The organism is Sulfitobacter sp. CB2047, from assembly GCF_000735125.2.
In the GTDB taxonomy this organism is placed as follows: domain Bacteria; phylum Pseudomonadota; class Alphaproteobacteria; order Rhodobacterales; family Rhodobacteraceae; genus Sulfitobacter; species Sulfitobacter pontiacus.
Map to the genome: position 1 here is coordinate 744,466 of NZ_CP072613.1, position 16,780 is coordinate 761,245.

Annotated in this window: 5 protein-coding genes, 3 tRNA genes, 3 rRNA genes and 3 pseudogenes; 12 read left to right on the forward strand and 2 right to left on the reverse strand. The window is 54.7% G+C overall.

What is annotated here, in order from left to right:
- The first annotated feature begins 117 nt into the window (after window positions 1-117).
- The 12 genes and pseudogenes from clpB to IV89_RS03565 form a co-directional block, all read left to right on the forward strand.
- Complete coding sequence (clpB, locus tag IV89_RS03510; protein ID WP_037942856.1) at window positions 118-2,733, forward strand: ATP-dependent chaperone ClpB; 2,616 nt, start codon at window positions 118-120, stop codon at window positions 2,731-2,733.
- Window positions 2,734-2,907: 174 nt separating this feature from the next.
- Complete coding sequence (gene msrP / locus IV89_RS03515) at window positions 2,908-3,816, forward strand: protein-methionine-sulfoxide reductase catalytic subunit MsrP (protein ID WP_005850149.1); 909 nt, start codon at window positions 2,908-2,910, stop codon at window positions 3,814-3,816.
- A gap of 33 nt (window positions 3,817-3,849) precedes the next feature.
- Entirely contained in the window at window positions 3,850-4,434 is a 585-nt protein-coding gene (gene msrQ, locus IV89_RS03520; RefSeq protein ID WP_037942857.1) for a protein-methionine-sulfoxide reductase heme-binding subunit MsrQ, read from the forward strand.
- 681 nt (window positions 4,435-5,115) lie between these two features.
- Window positions 5,116-6,575 (forward strand): 16S ribosomal RNA (locus IV89_RS03525).
- Window positions 6,576-6,821: 246 nt separating this feature from the next.
- A tRNA-Ala gene (locus IV89_RS03530) sits at window positions 6,822-6,897 on the forward strand.
- 100 nt (window positions 6,898-6,997) lie between these two features.
- Window positions 6,998-7,074 (forward strand) — tRNA-Ile (locus tag IV89_RS03535).
- Between the two features lie 603 nt (window positions 7,075-7,677).
- A 23S ribosomal RNA gene (locus IV89_RS03540) occupies window positions 7,678-10,543 on the forward strand.
- A gap of 183 nt (window positions 10,544-10,726) precedes the next feature.
- Window positions 10,727-10,841, forward strand: a 5S ribosomal RNA gene (gene rrf / locus IV89_RS03545).
- The 16S, 23S and 5S rRNA genes sit together here with 3 tRNA genes alongside, the layout of an rRNA operon.
- 69 nt (window positions 10,842-10,910) lie before the next feature.
- Window positions 10,911-10,987, forward strand: a tRNA-Met gene (locus tag IV89_RS03550).
- A 308-nt stretch (window positions 10,988-11,295) separates the two neighbouring features.
- Window positions 11,296-11,547, forward strand: a pseudogene (locus IV89_RS03555) (transposase); the annotation flags it as partial.
- A gap of 231 nt (window positions 11,548-11,778) precedes the next feature.
- A pseudogene (locus IV89_RS03560) lies at window positions 11,779-13,187 on the forward strand (IS110 family transposase).
- Window positions 13,187-14,111 (forward strand): annotated as a pseudogene (locus IV89_RS03565) (IS3 family transposase); the annotation flags it as partial. The pseudogenes IV89_RS03560 and IV89_RS03565, both read left to right, overlap by 1 nt.
- 642 nt (window positions 14,112-14,753) lie before the next feature.
- Here the strand turns inward: IV89_RS03565 and IV89_RS03570 are convergent.
- Both IV89_RS03570 and IV89_RS03575 read right to left on the reverse strand, forming a co-directional pair.
- On the reverse strand, window positions 14,754-15,608 hold the full coding sequence (locus IV89_RS03570) for an SDR family oxidoreductase (RefSeq protein WP_037941126.1): 855 nt from the start codon (window positions 15,606-15,608) through the stop codon (window positions 14,754-14,756).
- 19 nt (window positions 15,609-15,627) lie between these two features.
- Window positions 15,628-16,200: a TetR/AcrR family transcriptional regulator gene (locus IV89_RS03575; RefSeq protein ID WP_235183663.1), complete on the reverse strand. Its 573-nt coding sequence runs from the start codon at window positions 16,198-16,200 to the stop codon at window positions 15,628-15,630.
- Window positions 16,201-16,780: the final 580 nt, after the last annotated feature.

Sequence of the window (16,780 nt, forward strand, 5' to 3'; positions counted from 1 at the left end):
GAGGCGACTCTCTTGAATCCCTTCCTTCTGTCCCCAAATTCTATCCCGAGGACCACGCCATGATGTGCTGCAAAGCGGGCATCTTCTTTGTGGTCGCTTTAAGAAAAGGAGAAGCTCATGGACTTGAGCAAGTTCACAGAACGGTCGCGCGGCTTTATTCAGGCTGCGCAAACAATCGCGACGCGTGAAAGCCACCAACGGCTGACGCCTGAGCATTTATTGAAAGCACTGCTGGATGACGACCAAGGGCTGGCGAGCAATCTGATTGCTGCTGCCGGTGGCGATCCTGCACGTGTGATTGAAACCCTGACGCTGTCTTTGGGCAAGCTGCCCAAGGTGTCGGGCGACGCCGCGCAGGTATACCTTGATAATGCCACCGCAAAAGTGCTGGCCGAAGCAGAGACGCTGGCCAAAAAAGCGGGCGACAGCTTTGTGCCGGTCGAACGCGTGCTGATGGCACTTGCGATGGTAAAATCCGGTGCGAAAACCGCGTTGGATGCGGGTAAGGTCACCGCACAGGGGTTGAACGCCGCTATCAATGATATCCGGAAAGGGCGCACGGCTGATACAGCCAGTGCGGAAGACGGGTATGAGGCGCTCAAGAAGTACAGCCTTGATCTGACGGAACGTGCCCGTGAAGGCAAAATCGACCCGATCATCGGTCGGGACGAGGAAATTCGTCGCGCCATGCAGGTGTTGAGCCGCCGTACCAAGAACAACCCGGTGCTGATTGGTGAGCCCGGCGTGGGTAAAACCGCGATTGCCGAGGGGCTCGCCCTGCGGATCGTGGATGGCGATGTGCCAGAATCCCTGCGCAACAAACGCTTGCTGGCGCTGGACATGGGCGCGCTGATTGCCGGCGCGAAGTATCGTGGCGAGTTCGAAGAACGGTTGAAAGCCGTCCTGACCGAGGTCACCGAAGCCGCGGGCGAGGTGATCCTGTTCATTGACGAGATGCACACGCTGGTTGGTGCCGGTAAGGCGGACGGCGCGATGGACGCGGCCAACCTCATCAAACCGGCGTTGGCGCGGGGTGAATTGCACTGCGTTGGTGCGACGACCTTGGACGAATACCGTAAGTATGTCGAAAAAGACGCAGCACTTGCCCGTCGGTTCCAGCCTGTGATGGTCAGCGAACCTACGGTCGAGGATACGGTGTCGATCCTGCGAGGCATTAAGGAGAAGTACGAGCTGCACCACGGTGTGCGGATCAGCGACTCTGCTCTCGTGGCGGCGGCGACCCTGTCGCACCGCTATATCACGGACCGTTTCCTGCCCGACAAGGCAATCGACCTTGTGGACGAGGCCGCGAGCCGTCTGCGGATGGAAGTCGACAGCAAACCGGAAGAGCTGGATGCGCTGGATCGTCAGATCATGCAGCTTCAGATCGAAGCCGAGGCGTTGAAGAAAGAGGATGACGCTGCCAGCAAGGACCGCCTGGACAAGTTGGAGAAAGAGCTGGGGGATCTGCAGGAAAAGGCCGATGCCATGACCGCGCAGTGGCAGGGCGAACGTGATCGCCTTGAGGGCGCGCGCGAGCTGAAAGAGCAGCTGGACCGTGCCCGCGCCGAGCTTGAGATCGCCAAGCGCGAAGGCAACCTCGCCAAAGCGGGGGAGCTTTCCTATGGCGTGATCCCGCAGCTTGAACGCAAACTGGGCGAGGCCGAAGAGAACGAAGCCGACGTGATGGTCGAAGAGGCCGTGCGCCCGGACCAGATCGCCAGCGTCGTCGAACGTTGGACGGGTATCCCCGCGGGTCGTATGCTGGAAGGCGAGCGGGACAAGTTGCTGCGCATGGAGGACCAGTTGCACAACCGTGTCATTGGTCAGAACCTCGCCGTCAAAGCTGTGTCGAACGCGGTGCGCCGTGCGCGAGCTGGCCTGAACGACGAGGCCCGCCCCTTGGGCAGCTTCCTGTTCCTCGGGCCGACTGGTGTCGGTAAAACCGAGCTCACCAAGGCCGTCGCCGAATTTCTGTTCGACGACGAGAACGCGATGGTGCGGATCGACATGTCTGAGTTCATGGAGAAACATGCCGTGGCCCGTCTGATCGGCGCGCCTCCCGGATATGTTGGCTATGACGAAGGTGGCGTATTGACCGAAGCCGTGCGGCGCAGACCCTATCAGGTCGTGCTGTTCGACGAGGTCGAGAAGGCGCACCCCGACGTGTTCAACGTGTTGCTGCAGGTCTTGGATGATGGTGTGCTGACGGATGGTCAGGGCCGTAAGGTCGACTTCAAGCAGACGCTGATTGTGCTGACCAGCAACCTTGGGGCGCAAGCGCTGAGCCAGTTGCCCGAAGGGGGCGACATGGCGCAGGCGAAACGGGATGTGATGGATGCGGTGCGGGCTCACTTCCGCCCCGAGTTCCTGAACCGACTGGATGAAACGGTGATCTTTGACCGCTTGGCACGTGCCGACATGGCAGGGATCGTCGACATTCAGGTGAATCGTCTGCTGAAGCGTCTCGCTGGTCGCAAGATCGGGTTGGAGTTGGACGAAGGCGCGCGCAAGTGGCTCGCCGACGAAGGCTATGATCCGGTGTTCGGGGCGCGTCCGCTGAAGCGGGTGATCCAGCGTGCATTGCAAGACCCGCTGGCCGAGATGATCTTGGCCGGTGACGTGCTGGATGGGGATCTTATCCCCGTGCAGGCTGGTGCCGAAGGGCTGATCATCGGCGACCGCGTGGCTGCCAGCACCCGCGCCAAACCGGACGAAGCGACCGTCCACTAGGTACATAGTATATAGTGTGGTGATGTGATCGGGCAGGGCCGGGGGAAACCTCGGCCCTGTTCGCATGTGTTGCCCTGACATTCCGGTGTGTCTCCTGAAATGTAGCGGATTGCGTTTGGTGGGCGCGACAACCCGCAGTAGGCTACCCATGTATATTGGTAAGGAGCGCCTGTTATGGCCTATCGCTGGATCAACACACTCACGGATAAAGACGTCACCCCGCATGCTGCATTTATGAACCGACGTCAGATCATGGGGGGCGCTTTGGCGGGGATCGGGTTGGCCGGTATCGCGGGGCGCACCTCTGCCGCGCCGGAGGGGTTAGAGCCGAACAGTTATGAAGATATCACCAGTTACAATAACTACTATGAATTCGGCACCGGTAAGGACGACCCCGCCAGATACGCGGACCGTCTGACGATTGAACCCTGGACGGTGCAGATTGACGGGCTGGTCGACAAGCCCGGTGCCTATGGGTTCGACGACATCATGCAACAGATGACGATCGAAGAGCGTATCTATCGTTTCCGCTGTGTCGAGGCGTGGTCAATGGTGGTCCCGTGGAACGGGTTCGAGCTGGCGGACCTGCTGAATATGGCCGGTGTGCAGTCCGGCGCGAAATACGTCTCCTTCGAGACTGCGCTGCGTCCTGATGAAATGCCCGGCGTCGCCTATAACGTGCTCGACTGGCCCTACGTCGAAGGGTTGCGTCTGGACGAAGCGATGCACCCGCTGACGATTATGGCCACCGGCATCTATGGCAAGGACATCCCGAAACAGAACGGCGCACCGCTGCGGTTGGTCGTGCCGTGGAAATATGGCTACAAGTCGATCAAATCCGTGGTGCGGATCACCCTCACGGACACTCAGCCCCCAACCAGTTGGAACAAGGCGAATGCAGGGGAGTACGGCTTCTATAGTAATGTGAACCCCGAGGTCGATCACCCCCGTTGGTCGCAGGCCAGCGAAAGGGTCATCGGTGGCGGGCTTTTCTCCAAGCGGATCCCGACGCTGATGTTCAACGGGTACGAGGCCGAGGTCGCGGAGCTCTATGCCGGTATGGACCTGAGCAAGGATATCTAAACCCGTGTCCTCTATAGAAGTGAGCAGGGCGGTATGATCGACCGCCTGAATACCATCGCGCGACGTGTTCCCACATGGGTCGTATATATAGTGGGGCTTTTGCCAATCCCGTGGTTGCTGTTTCAGGCGCAGACCGGCGGGCTGGGGGCGGAGCCGATCAAGGCGTTGGAAAAAGAACTGGGGTTGCTGGCCTTGCAACTGTTGATCGCCGGGTTGGCGATCACGCCCGCGCGGCGCTACCTTCGGCTGAACCTCATCAAGTTTCGCCGCGCCCTGGGATTGCTCGCCTTTATATATGTCTCGTTGCACCTGTTGGTATGGCTGGTGCTGGATGTCGGGATTCTGTCGCAGATCTGGGCCGACATTCTGAAGCGCCCGTATATCACGATCGGCATGGCGGGTTTTGCCTGTCTTGTCCCCTTGGCAGCGACATCGAACAACTTCTCGATCCGCAAGCTTGGGGCCACGTGGCGCAAGCTGCACCGGTTAACCTATCTGGCTGCAATTTTGGCTGGGGTGCACTTCATCTGGCTGGTCAAAGGTTTCCAGATCGAACCTCTACTCTATATGGCGGCGATTCTGGCTTTGCTTGTCCTACGACTTCCTAAACGGCGCTGATTCCGAATCTGGGCGGCGGCGCGGGCCGGGGATTGTGCCGGATTCGGACTGGGGGAGGGGAAACAATCCACATTCGCGCTGCGAGTCTGTGGATAACCCGCGCGGGCGTAAGTGATGCGGGGCAATGACGTGTTAGCGTGCGAAATAAAGCTGCGCAAAACACGGGGCCCGCGGAATTTTCAAAAATCAAACCGTTGTTTTTATAGGAAAATTCGGAAAGTAGCGAAAAACTGTCATAATCCGAAAAAAGGGGTTGCGGGTATTTGGAACAAACCTTAGAACGCCCCTTACCGGAGACGCAGACATGCAGACACGGGGCGCTAGACGGGGACGACGGGTTACGGTTCGGGTCTTACGTAGCGGGAAAATTCTGAGGTAATTGAGGCGGGGCGCGCTGAAAGTTTACGGCGCATCTTGGTTTCTTTTGTCTCGACGCTCTTTGAAATTGATAGATATCTGAAGAGATATGTGGGCGGTTTGGTTCATTCGATGGATCAACGTCTGTATATCGCGCTCTTAGGCTTTGGCCGATGATGGAGTGTCAGCTTCACTGTTTGGACGGCTTGTTGTTACTTTGGTAACTTTAAGCACTTCAAACGGAGAAAACGCCTGTATCATTCAGTAAGTGATGCAGGTTTGATGTGCAGAGGTTCGACGTCAAGGATACGCAGTAATGCGTTTCAACTTGAGAGTTTGATCCTGGCTCAGAACGAACGCTGGCGGCAGGCCTAACACATGCAAGTCGAGCGCACCTTCGGGTGAGCGGCGGACGGGTTAGTAACGCGTGGGAACATACCCTTTTCTACGGAATAGCCTCGGGAAACTGAGAGTAATACCGTATAAGCCCTTCGGGGGAAAGATTTATCGGGAAAGGATTGGCCCGCGTTAGATTAGATAGTTGGTGGGGTAATGGCCTACCAAGTCTACGATCTATAGCTGGTTTTAGAGGATGATCAGCAACACTGGGACTGAGACACGGCCCAGACTCCTACGGGAGGCAGCAGTGGGGAATCTTAGACAATGGGCGCAAGCCTGATCTAGCCATGCCGCGTGTGTGATGAAGGTCTTAGGATCGTAAAGCACTTTCGCCAGGGATGATAATGACAGTACCTGGTAAAGAAACCCCGGCTAACTCCGTGCCAGCAGCCGCGGTAATACGGAGGGGGTTAGCGTTGTTCGGAATTACTGGGCGTAAAGCGTACGTAGGCGGATTGGAAAGTTGGGGGTGAAATCCCAGGGCTCAACCCTGGAACTGCCTCCAAAACTATCAGTCTAGAGTTCGAGAGAGGTGAGTGGAATTCCAAGTGTAGAGGTGAAATTCGTAGATATTTGGAGGAACACCAGTGGCGAAGGCGGCTCACTGGCTCGATACTGACGCTGAGGTACGAAAGTGTGGGGAGCAAACAGGATTAGATACCCTGGTAGTCCACACCGTAAACGATGAATGCCAGTCGTCGGGCAGTATACTGTTCGGTGACACACCTAACGGATTAAGCATTCCGCCTGGGGAGTACGGTCGCAAGATTAAAACTCAAAGGAATTGACGGGGGCCCGCACAAGCGGTGGAGCATGTGGTTTAATTCGAAGCAACGCGCAGAACCTTACCAACCCTTGACATCCTGTGCTAACCCGAGAGATCGGGCGTTCACTTCGGTGACGCAGTGACAGGTGCTGCATGGCTGTCGTCAGCTCGTGTCGTGAGATGTTCGGTTAAGTCCGGCAACGAGCGCAACCCACATCCTTAGTTGCCAGCAGTTCGGCTGGGCACTCTAAGGAAACTGCCCGTGATAAGCGGGAGGAAGGTGTGGATGACGTCAAGTCCTCATGGCCCTTACGGGTTGGGCTACACACGTGCTACAATGGCAGTGACAATGGGTTAATCCCAAAAAGCTGTCTCAGTTCGGATTGGGGTCTGCAACTCGACCCCATGAAGTCGGAATCGCTAGTAATCGCGTAACAGCATGACGCGGTGAATACGTTCCCGGGCCTTGTACACACCGCCCGTCACACCATGGGAGTTGGTTCTACCCGACGACGCTGCGCTAACCTTCGGGGGGCAGGCGGCCACGGTAGGATCAGCGACTGGGGTGAAGTCGTAACAAGGTAGCCGTAGGGGAACCTGCGGCTGGATCACCTCCTTTCTAAGGATGATCTTAGCAGCGAGAACTTGTTCTCACTCGTAGATCACTTAGCAGGTCAGTAAACAAAACTGGCCATATTCAAGGCATCGCAAGATGACCTTTCGGACCGAGCCGTCCTCATATCTCTTCAGCAAGCGTCTCACGCAGTGAGGCGCGAAGCCCCGACAGGGTGCCGCGCAGCGGTGTCCCGAGAGGGGCCGGGTTGCTTCATGCAGCCAACGTAACACGCAGCCCTCGGGCTACGCTGGGGCCTTAGCTCAGCTGGGAGAGCGCCTGATTTGCATTCAGGAGGTCAGGAGTTCGATCCTCCTAGGCTCCACCAAGCATACGGCCCTTGAATAACCGCTTGGGCTGGTCCCTCTCGGGACATTCCTTCGGAATGCCCTGCCGGGACGTCGCGGTTTTGCTTTGCAAAACACGCTGGGTCGGTAGCTCAGGTGGTTAGAGCGCACGCCTGATAAGCGTGAGGTCGGAGGTTCAAGTCCTCCTCGACCCACCAAGATCTTTGCCAGCTAAAGATCGTCGCCCAAACAGGGTTTTGCGCAGCAAAGCACGCGTTGGGCAAGCATACGATTTGACCATTAAGCACTGTACGCAGTTCTTAATCGTCCAATCGGACGGCGCGCAAGCGCATGGGTGACATTCCTTTGGAGTGCATCTGATTGACATCGTAAAGAGAGATACAGTTACTTTAAGAGTAATCTTGAAGTAACAAACAACACGATCTGATCGCACCGCGTTAGGTGATGATCTCGGTTGCTGCTCCTTTTGGAGCCGGCGTTTACTTGACTGTTTCCTCGGTCTTTTGAACGTATCGCGACTGAAAGCGACGTGTTGTCCAAGTCAAGTACACTAACCAGAGTAGTGACGCCTGCTTCCTGCACGGAAGGTAGGCTAGATGCACTACTCGCTGTCCACTCTGAGAGAGTGGGCGGGTAAAAGTATGCTTTTGATCTGGAATAAGGGAAGACAGTTTCTTACCAGCTTCTGTCTCCCGCGTTGGACTGCCTGCCTTATGCAGCGTCGTTAGTTTGTTGGTGTAAATAGCCCTCAAGTAGCGAAGCGGTAGGGCATATTAGGTAGTCTTTCTTTTTCTGGATCAAATCAAGCGCGAAAAGGGCGTTTGGTGAATGCCTTGGCAGTAAGAGGCGATGAAAGACGTGATACTCTGCGATAAGCCATGGGGAGCTGAGAATAAGCTTTGATCCATGGATTTCTGAATGGGGCAACCCACCTGATTGTTTATTGTTGTCCTACCGCTTTGCTACTTGAGGACGTAAGTTCGCAAGGTGCAGACGGTGGGTTCATCAGTAAGCAGAACCAGGTATTTATAGACTGAATACATAGGTTTATAAAAGCAAACCCGGGGAACTGAAACATCTAAGTACCCGGAGGAAAGGAAATCAATTGATACTCCCCTAGTAGCGGCGAGCGAACGGGGACCAGCCGAGCCATGAGTGTGGTTAGAATGCGTTGGAATGCGCAACCAAAGTGGGTGATAGTCCCGTATAAGAAGCATGATTGGACGTATTAAGTAGGGCGGAACACGTGAAATTCTGTCTGAAGATCGGAGGACCACCTTCGAAGGCTAAGTACTCCTTACTGACCGATAGTGAACCAGTACCGTGAGGGAAAGGTGAAAAGCACCCCGACGAGGGGAGTGAAACAGTACCTGAAACCGAACGCCTACAATCAGTTGGAGGGTCTTTACGGCCTGACAGCGTACCTTTTGTATAATGGGTCATCGACTTGGTCTCACAAGCAAGCTTAAGCCGTTAGGTGTAGGCGTAGCGAAAGCGAGTCTTAATAGGGCGTTGAGTTTGTGGGATCAGACCCGAAACCGAGTGATCTAGGCATGGCCAGGTTGAAGATAAGGTAACACTTATTGGAGGACCGAACCCACATCCGTTGAAAAGGATCGGGATGAGCTGTGCCTAGGGGTGAAAGGCCAATCAAACTCGGAGATAGCTGGTTCTCTGCGAAATCTATTTAGGTAGAGCGTCATCCGAATACCCTCGGGGGTAGAGCACTGGATGGGTAATGGGGCCCCACAGGCTTACTGATCCTAACCAAACTCCGAATACCGAGGAGTACTAGATGGCAGACACACAGCGGATGCTAACGTCCGTTGTGAAGAGGGAAACAACCCTGACCTACAGCTAAGGCCCCTAATTCATGGCTAAGTGGGAAAGCAGGTGAGACGACCAAAACAACCAGGAGGTTGGCTTAGAAGCAGCCATCCTTTAAAGATAGCGTAACAGCTCACTGGTCTAAATAAGTTGTCTTGCGGCGAAGATGTAACGGGGCTCAAGCCATGAGCCGAAGCTTAGGATGCATTAATTGCATGGTAGCAGAGCGTAGTGTGACATAGTTCCATGTCTCCTTAGCCCTTCGGGGTATTGGAGACGCGGAACTTTCTGTGAAGCCGGCGCGTGAGCGATCCGGTGGAGAGATCACTAGTGAGAATGATGACATGAGTAGCGACAAAGAGTGTGAGAGACACTCTCGCCGAAAATCCAAGGGTTCCTGCTTAAAGCTAATCTGAGCAGGGTAAGCCGACCCCTAAGGCGAGGCCGAAAGGCGTAGTCGATGGGAACCAGGTTAATATTCCTGGGCCAGATGGAAGTGACGGATCTCGAGGGTAGTTCATCCTTATCGGATTGAATGGGCTGCTTAGAGGTCCCTGGAAATAGCTCCATCGCTAGATCGTACCCTAAACCGACACAGGTGGATAGGTAGAGAATACCAAGGCGCTTGAGAGAACTATGTTGAAGGAACTCGGCAAAATACCTCCGTAAGTTCGCGAGAAGGAGGCCCGGTTCCTAGGCAACTAGGGGCTGGGGGCACAAACCAGGGGGTGGCGACTGTTTATTAAAAACACAGGGCTCTGCGAAGTCGTAAGACGACGTATAGGGTCTGACGCCTGCCCGGTGCCTGAAGGTTAAAAGGAGGAGTGAGAGCTCTGAATTGAAGCCCAGGTAAACGGCGGCCGTAACTATAACGGTCCTAAGGTAGCGAAATTCCTTGTCGGGTAAGTTCCGACCTGCACGAATGGCGTAACGACTTCCCCGCTGTCTCCAACATAGACTCAGCGAAATTGAATTACCGGTCAAGATGCCGGTTACCCGCGGTTAGACGGAAAGACCCCGTGCACCTTTACTACAACTTCACACTGGCATTAGGCCGAACATGTGCAGGATAGGTGGTGGGCTTTGAAACGTGGACGCCAGTCTGCGTGGAGCCTCCCTTGAGATACCACCCTTGTTCTGCTTGATGTCTAACCGCGGTCCGTTATCCGGATCCGGGACCCTGTGTGGTGGGTAGTTTGACTGGGGCGGTCGCCTCCTAAATCGTAACGGAGGCGCGCGAAGGTTGGCTCAGAGCGGTCGGAAATCGCTCGTTGAGTGCAATGGCAGAAGCCAGCCTGACTGCGAGACTGACAAGTCGAGCAGAGTCGAAAGACGGCCATAGTGATCCGGTGGTCCCAAGTGGGAGGGCCATCGCTCAACGGATAAAAGGTACGCCGGGGATAACAGGCTGATACTGCCCAAGAGTCCATATCGACGGCAGTGTTTGGCACCTCGATGTCGGCTCATCTCATCCTGGGGCTGGAGCAGGTCCCAAGGGTACGGCTGTTCGCCGTTTAAAGAGGTACGTGAGCTGGGTTTAGAACGTCGTGAGACAGTTCGGTCCCTATCTTCCGTGGGTGTAGGATACTTGAGAGGAGTTGCCCCTAGTACGAGAGGACCGGGGTGAACGATCCACTGGTGGACCAGTTGTTATGCCAATAGCAGTGCTGGGTAGCTATGATCGGACAGGATAACCGCTGAAGGCATCTAAGCGGGAAGCCCCCCTCAAAACAAGGTATCCCTGAGAGCCGAGATAGACCATCTCGTCGATAGGCCAGAGATGTAAGCGTAGTAATACGTTCAGTTGACTGGTACTAATTGCTCGATAGGCTTGATTTGATCCAGTAGAAGAAAGACTTCTTACTAGGACAAAAGCATACACATACAATCAGCTGTACTGACTTGGACAAATCCTTACCCAGAATGGTGAGGGGGCGGGAACGCGCATCCTTCGGATACGCTCTCTCCCGCTTGTTGCTCTTTTGCCAATGGCAAAAGCAGCAACATAGAGGTTTTACTCGGTTTGGTGGTCATAGCGTAAGCAAAACACCCGATCCCATCCCGAACTCGGCAGTTAAGTGCTACTGCGCCAATGGTACTGCGTCTTAAGACGTGGGAGAGTAGGTCACCGCCAAACCTAGCAAAACCTCTACGTATCTCTCAACGATGACAATTAATAAGCCAATACAATAACATTGGCACCCGGCGCGGGATGGAGCAGCCCGGTAGCTCGTCAGGCTCATAACCTGAAGGTCGTAGGTTCAAATCCTACTCCCGCAACCAGATTTAGCGAATAGGCCGCAGTCGAAAGACTCGCGGCCTTTTTGATGTACCCAAAGCGCAATAGTTTCAACAACTTACCCGCCAGCAGCGCCGTATGACCGCGCTCTGCATCGTGATGGATCGTAATGCTGTCAATAAGTTCTCCAAGGGTAATCCCCCCTAAAATTAGTGGTGTTCAAAAGTAGAATTTTTTCGGCAAGATATCTGAGGAGATTTACGATGAAGAACGGACGATTTAGCGACGCACAGAGAATAGCCCCTAGATTTGTAGACGCTTTCTTCCCTAACTTTGAGGCAAGGAGGCCGTTATGGGGAAGCCAAATTTCAGTGAAGATTTCAAGCGCGATGCAGTCCATCAGATACCAGTGCGGGGGTATGCCGTTCGCGAGGTTTCGGAACGGTTGGGCGTCAGTACATATTCGCTCTACAAATGGATGAAGCTCTACGCAAAAGCTGCGTCACAGGCATCATCTGTTGACCATGAAGCTGAGAACCGCAGGCTCAAGCGTGAGTTGGCGCGGATGACGGAGGAGCGTGACATCCTAAAAAACCGATCCGGGTTGTGGCCCGCTTGTGCGGGGTAGAAACAGCCTGTGCTATGTTGCGCTATGAAGGGCAGCGGCCGTTCGCTTATTGGTGGTCTGTCTTGGGTCAGAACCCCGTTAAAAAACGTGGTCCATGGGTTGATGCGAACTTGCGAGTGGTGACGCTGTTTTGCAGTGATCCCGGTTGAGGCAAGATGACGGATTTGCATAGCCCACGCCCTTCGGTTGCCAACAGGAGGACAGATGATGGCAAAGCAAAAGACCGAACGGCCCCCTACCATTGAGACCGTCAACATTGGCGCTGCCGCTGTTGATATCGGTTCGCGTGAACACATGGCTGCAGTGAACCCTGACGTGACAGATGCACCCGTGCGTGCGTTTGGAACTTTCACGCATGATCTGCATGATTTGGCCTATTGGTTCAAATCGCACGGTGTGACCAGCGTCGCGATGGAGTTCACGGGCGTGTATTGGATCCCAGCCTACGAGATACTCGAACAGCATGGCTTCGAGGTTATACTGGTCAACGCCCGCTACGCCAAGAACGTCCCAGGTCGGAAGACGGACGTCAGCGACGCAAGTTGGCTGCGCCAGTTGCATTCATATGGGCTCCTGCGGGGCAGCTTTCGACCATCTGCACAGATCGCGACGTTGCGGGCTTATCTGCGCCAGCGCGAACGGTTGGTGGAATATGCAGCTGCTCACATCCATTGCCCGGCAGGGTATCGCATAGCGATGTCCCGAGAGGGGAGCACATGCAGAAGGCACTGATGGAGATGAACGTCCAGCTGCATCATGTCGTCTCTGATATCACCGGCGTGACGGGGATGAAGATCATCCGTGCGATTGTTGCGGGCGAACGGGATTTGGACGTGTTAGCCGCGTATCGCGACGTGCGTTGCAAGGCTTCAACAGAGACAATCAAAGCCGCGCTCAATGGGAATGATCGCCCCGAACACATCTTCGAGCTGACCCAGTCGTTAGAACTTTATGACTTCTATCAGGCCAAGATGCTGGAATGTGATCGCCATCTTGAGGCGACACTGGCGGCATTGGGCGCGGACACCGGACATGACCCCGGCGAGTTGCCCCACCCGCGAACCAAAACCAGGCAGGTCAGCACCCCTTCGTTTGATATCAGAGCAGCGTTGTTGAACGTCCTCGGCGTTGATCTGACGCAGATCCATGGAATGGGGCCGTCCCTGTCGCTCAAGCTGGTTGGAGAATGCGGCACTGACCCGCGCGCCTGGCCAAGTGCCAAACACTTCACGTCGTGGCTCTGCCTGGCACCGGGGAACAAGATCTCCGGCGGGAAGGTCCTATCATCTCGGACGCGCCGGTCATCAAGTCGTGCTGCGGCTTTGTTGCGATTGGCAGCGGTCACGATCGGGCGCAGCGATACCGCTCTAGGGGCTTTCTACCGCCGACTGGCAGCACGCGCGGGCAAGGCCAAAGCAATCACTGCGACAGCGCGCAAGATTGCCGTCCAGTTCTACAATACCCTCCGATACGGCTTGACATACAAAGACCCCGGTGCGTCCCATTATGAAGAACGATACCGCAATCGCGTGCTTGGCAATCTCAAACGTCGAGCCAAGTCATTCGGGTATGATTTGCAAGAATTGCCACTGGAGGCTGACATGGCTGTTTCTTAGAAAGCGGCCGCGTACTTCGCAAAGGATGCAAGGTGAAGTACGCGTTCATTGCCAAGCACCGCGCTCAGTATCCGGTACGCAGGATGTGTCGTTGCCTCAATATCCATCCCAGCGGGTTCTATGCATGGATTAAAAATCCATTAAGCCACCGTGCGCGTGAGGATACGCGTCAGACCAAGCTGCTCGAAGAAGCTTGGAACGACAGTGGCAAGGTCTACGGATACCGTAAGCTGCATGACGATCTGGTGGAGTTGGGTGAGACCAGTTGCCCAAACCGTGTTACTAGGTTGGCCCGTTTGGCCGGGATCCGCGCTGAGATCGGGTACAAACGTAAGCCGGGCAAGTATGGTGGAAGGCCGTCAGTCGTCGTCGACAACACGTTAGACCGGCAGTTTGATGTGACAGCGCCAGACACCGCCTGGGTGTCTGATATTACTTATATCAAAACCTATGAGGGGTTCCTCTATCTGGCGGTTATCATCGACCTCTACTCACGACGTGTGATCGGCTGGGCGACACAAACGCGGCAACCAACAGACCTCGTGCTGCAAGCCCTTCTGATGGCTGTCTGGCGACGCAAACCTAAGCTACGCGTCCTGATCCACACGGATCAAGGCAGCCAATACACCAGCAGGGACTGGGCGGCGTTTCTGCGGGCCCACAATATCGAACACTCGATGAGCAGGCGCGGAAATTGCCATGACAATGCGCGCGTCCATTGTCCTCGGACCAATGGCGGACAAAGACTTGCCTGAGAGCTTCTTCAACCCGCTCAAACGGGAACGCGTCCGGCATCGAACATATAAAACCCGCGAGCAGGCCAGACAGGACATCTTCGACTACATCGAAATGTTCTATAACCCGAAACGCAAACATGTCAGAAACGGTATGCTGTCGACTTCGAAAACAGACAGTCCAATGTGAACCAAGAAGGTGTCTAGGAAACCAGGGGCTATTCAGGATTGGGCGGCCAAAGGGGTTGCGCTTCTGGGTGTCAGAGCTGTTATCGCACGCAGCTTTGAGCGTATCCACCGTACTAATCTGATCGGTATGGGAATTTTGCCTGTACAAATTACTGACGATTTTGACCCGCAATCTGCTGGCTTGTCAGCGTTAGACACTTTGGAAATTGATGCGTCATTGGCAAGAATAGGTGTCCAGAAAGAGGTACCAGTTCGACTTTACCGACCAAATGGATCTGTGCAGAGTATTGTGTGTCGCGCCGCCGTGGAAACGCGACACGAGGTCGAACTCCTCAGAGTGGGTGGTGTGTTGTCTGGTATCCTGACATCATGTTTGAGTTGACATATTGTCAGGCGTTTTTGACAGAAAACCTGCTGAGGCCACCACAGCTGGTCAAATGCTCTGCACCATTTGACGAATGACCGGTTCGGTGAAGCCGCGTTGGGGCAAGGTAAGGTGGCACCGATGTCCGGAGAAGGCCGACTTGGGCCGGTTCTGCGAAGCGTAGAAAAGGCAAATATGCGTCGCAAACGTCGCCAAATTTCATAGCGACGTTTGATTTGATTATGAAACAGAAAAAGGCAGAGGCCCCGAACGCCTAGACTATTTCAGGAACTGTTCGGCGACCAAAGATTGTTGCTTTAATCCATCCGGATCAAGGCCAGTCTTGAGTTTACTGAAGTCTTCGGACCATTCAGAAGTCCGCGTACGGACAGGAGGATGTTCTGAACCCATTACCTTCATGACAATCGCAGCGACCTCATCCGCGGTCTGGTAAATGCCCGTCTCTTGGCGGTTTTGAGAACCTGCAATATATTTTTGAAGGATCGGCAGGTATTCGTCCTCCAACATGCCACCCGTCTGTTCGACTTGCTCCAACACCGTATTGGCGAACTCAGAAGCTATGCCGCCTGGCTCAACGGCGGTGAAGTGGATGCCGAACGCTGGGGTGATGTAGCTGGCCATTGCTTCCGTCAGGCCTTCGACAGCAAATTTCGCACCGCAGTAGATTTCGTTGAACGGCTGACCAACCAAGCCACCGACAGAACTGATGTTAATCACATGGCCGGCGCGGGCTTTGCGCATGTGTGGCATGACCGCCTTGATGCAGCGCGTGACGCCTGTGTAGTTGATGTCGAGGATTTTTTGGATATCAGATTCTTCGGCCTGCTCAAGGCTGCGCACATACCCCATGCCAGCGTTGTTGATCAGCACGTCAATGCGGCCCTGTTCGGTAATAACAGTATCGACTGCTGCGTTAACAGAGCCCGTATCCTGCACGTCGAGTTGCAGCACGTTCAGCGATACCCCCGCAACCTGTGCAGCCGCATCAAGAGTGCCGCGTTTTTGTGTGTTGCGCATGGTGGCATACACGGTGTGTCCGGCCTGTGCAGCCTGAACGGCAGTGGCCACGCCAAGGCCAGTGGATGTGCCTGTGATGAGTATAACTTTCGGCATGGTTTGATCCTTTTGATTGCTATTTTGCGATCGAAAGCCAGACCCGCTCAAGGGTCTGTTCGATCAGTGTTTCGGGGATTTTCTGACCTGAAAGGACGGCACTGCGTGCGAGCTGCATGGCGGGAGCGACCAACAAAAGTGAAAGCAGACTGGTATCAAGATCGGCCAAAGTGCCGTCATCCACCCCGCGTTTTAGGAGTGCCGCAATATCAGCGGCATATTTGTCTGTGATGGCTTGTTGCTCTGGTGAGAGTATCTTTGCAGCACTCACATAATCGAGAAACAGGAAGTCCTGCGGGCGGGTACGCACAAAGTCGAACATCGCAAACCACATATTTCGAACAAGTTGCGCGCTGTCGGTCTCGACCTGGTGTTTGGTGACGGTGTGGTGGAAGTCTGCCTTAAGCTCCATGTACACCTTCCGGAGCATGTCATCCTTGTTTTCAAAATGGACGTAGATCGTGCCTGCCGAGACCTTTGCCCGCGCAACGATGCCTGCTACATTTAACGAGGAAATCCCGTTTTCCACAACTTCGGCGACCAAAGCGTCGCGGAGTTTTTCTCTGGTCTCTGATTTGCTTAGTCTTGGCATTTATCATCCTCACCGCAGGCCACGGTCAATTAAAGTAATGAGTATTCATTATCAATATCGGTGGAGCAACTTTTCCTGCTTTTGTGTGTTTAAGGTTTTAGGTAAGCGACCGAAGCACTCAACGTGCGGATGCTGCTGGCCGAGCGTAAGGCTCGACCTTCGCATGTCACATGGCTATTGGTTCAGTTCGTGCAGGTGGCTTGCAGCTAAGCTCTGCCAAGGGCCATAGTAACCGTCTTGCAATGCAACGTTTGCCCGCACTGCTGACCTCATCCTGCAAAATTATGCTGCACGATGCCACCGATGGCTGGTTTGAGGAAGCAACAGCCTAGCACTGATCAGCCCAACGAGTGGCAGTTTAGGGCCGTAAGCGGCCGCCTGTCCTAAGTGAATGCAGTTGTAAACATAAAACGCGGAGCTGATTGGGGTGGGGGTAAGGGTCCAGTCCAATGTCATGGGCAATGGCCATGGAGTGATTGAAGGCTAATTAGAATATTCACTCGGATCTGAAAGGGGAGGCGGCAAGCTTGGCGCGATCCTATAGGCCCTCCGTATTTGAGTGAATCAAATAAGTTGTTGA

What these genes read in the sequence shown, in the direction of transcription:
- clpB (WP_037942856.1), top strand. Translation starts at nt 118, where the DNA reads ATGGACTTGAGCAAGTTCACAGAACGGTCGCGCGGCTTTATTCAGGCT.
- msrP (WP_005850149.1), top strand. Translation starts at nt 2,908, where the DNA reads ATGGCCTATCGCTGGATCAACACACTCACGGATAAAGACGTCACCCCG.
- msrQ (WP_037942857.1), top strand. Translation starts at nt 3,850, where the DNA reads ATGATCGACCGCCTGAATACCATCGCGCGACGTGTTCCCACATGGGTC.
- IV89_RS03570 (WP_037941126.1), bottom strand. Translation starts at nt 15,608, where the DNA reads ATGCCGAAAGTTATACTCATCACAGGCACATCCACTGGCCTTGGCGTG.
- IV89_RS03575 (WP_235183663.1), bottom strand. Translation starts at nt 16,200, where the DNA reads ATGCCAAGACTAAGCAAATCAGAGACCAGAGAAAAACTCCGCGACGCT.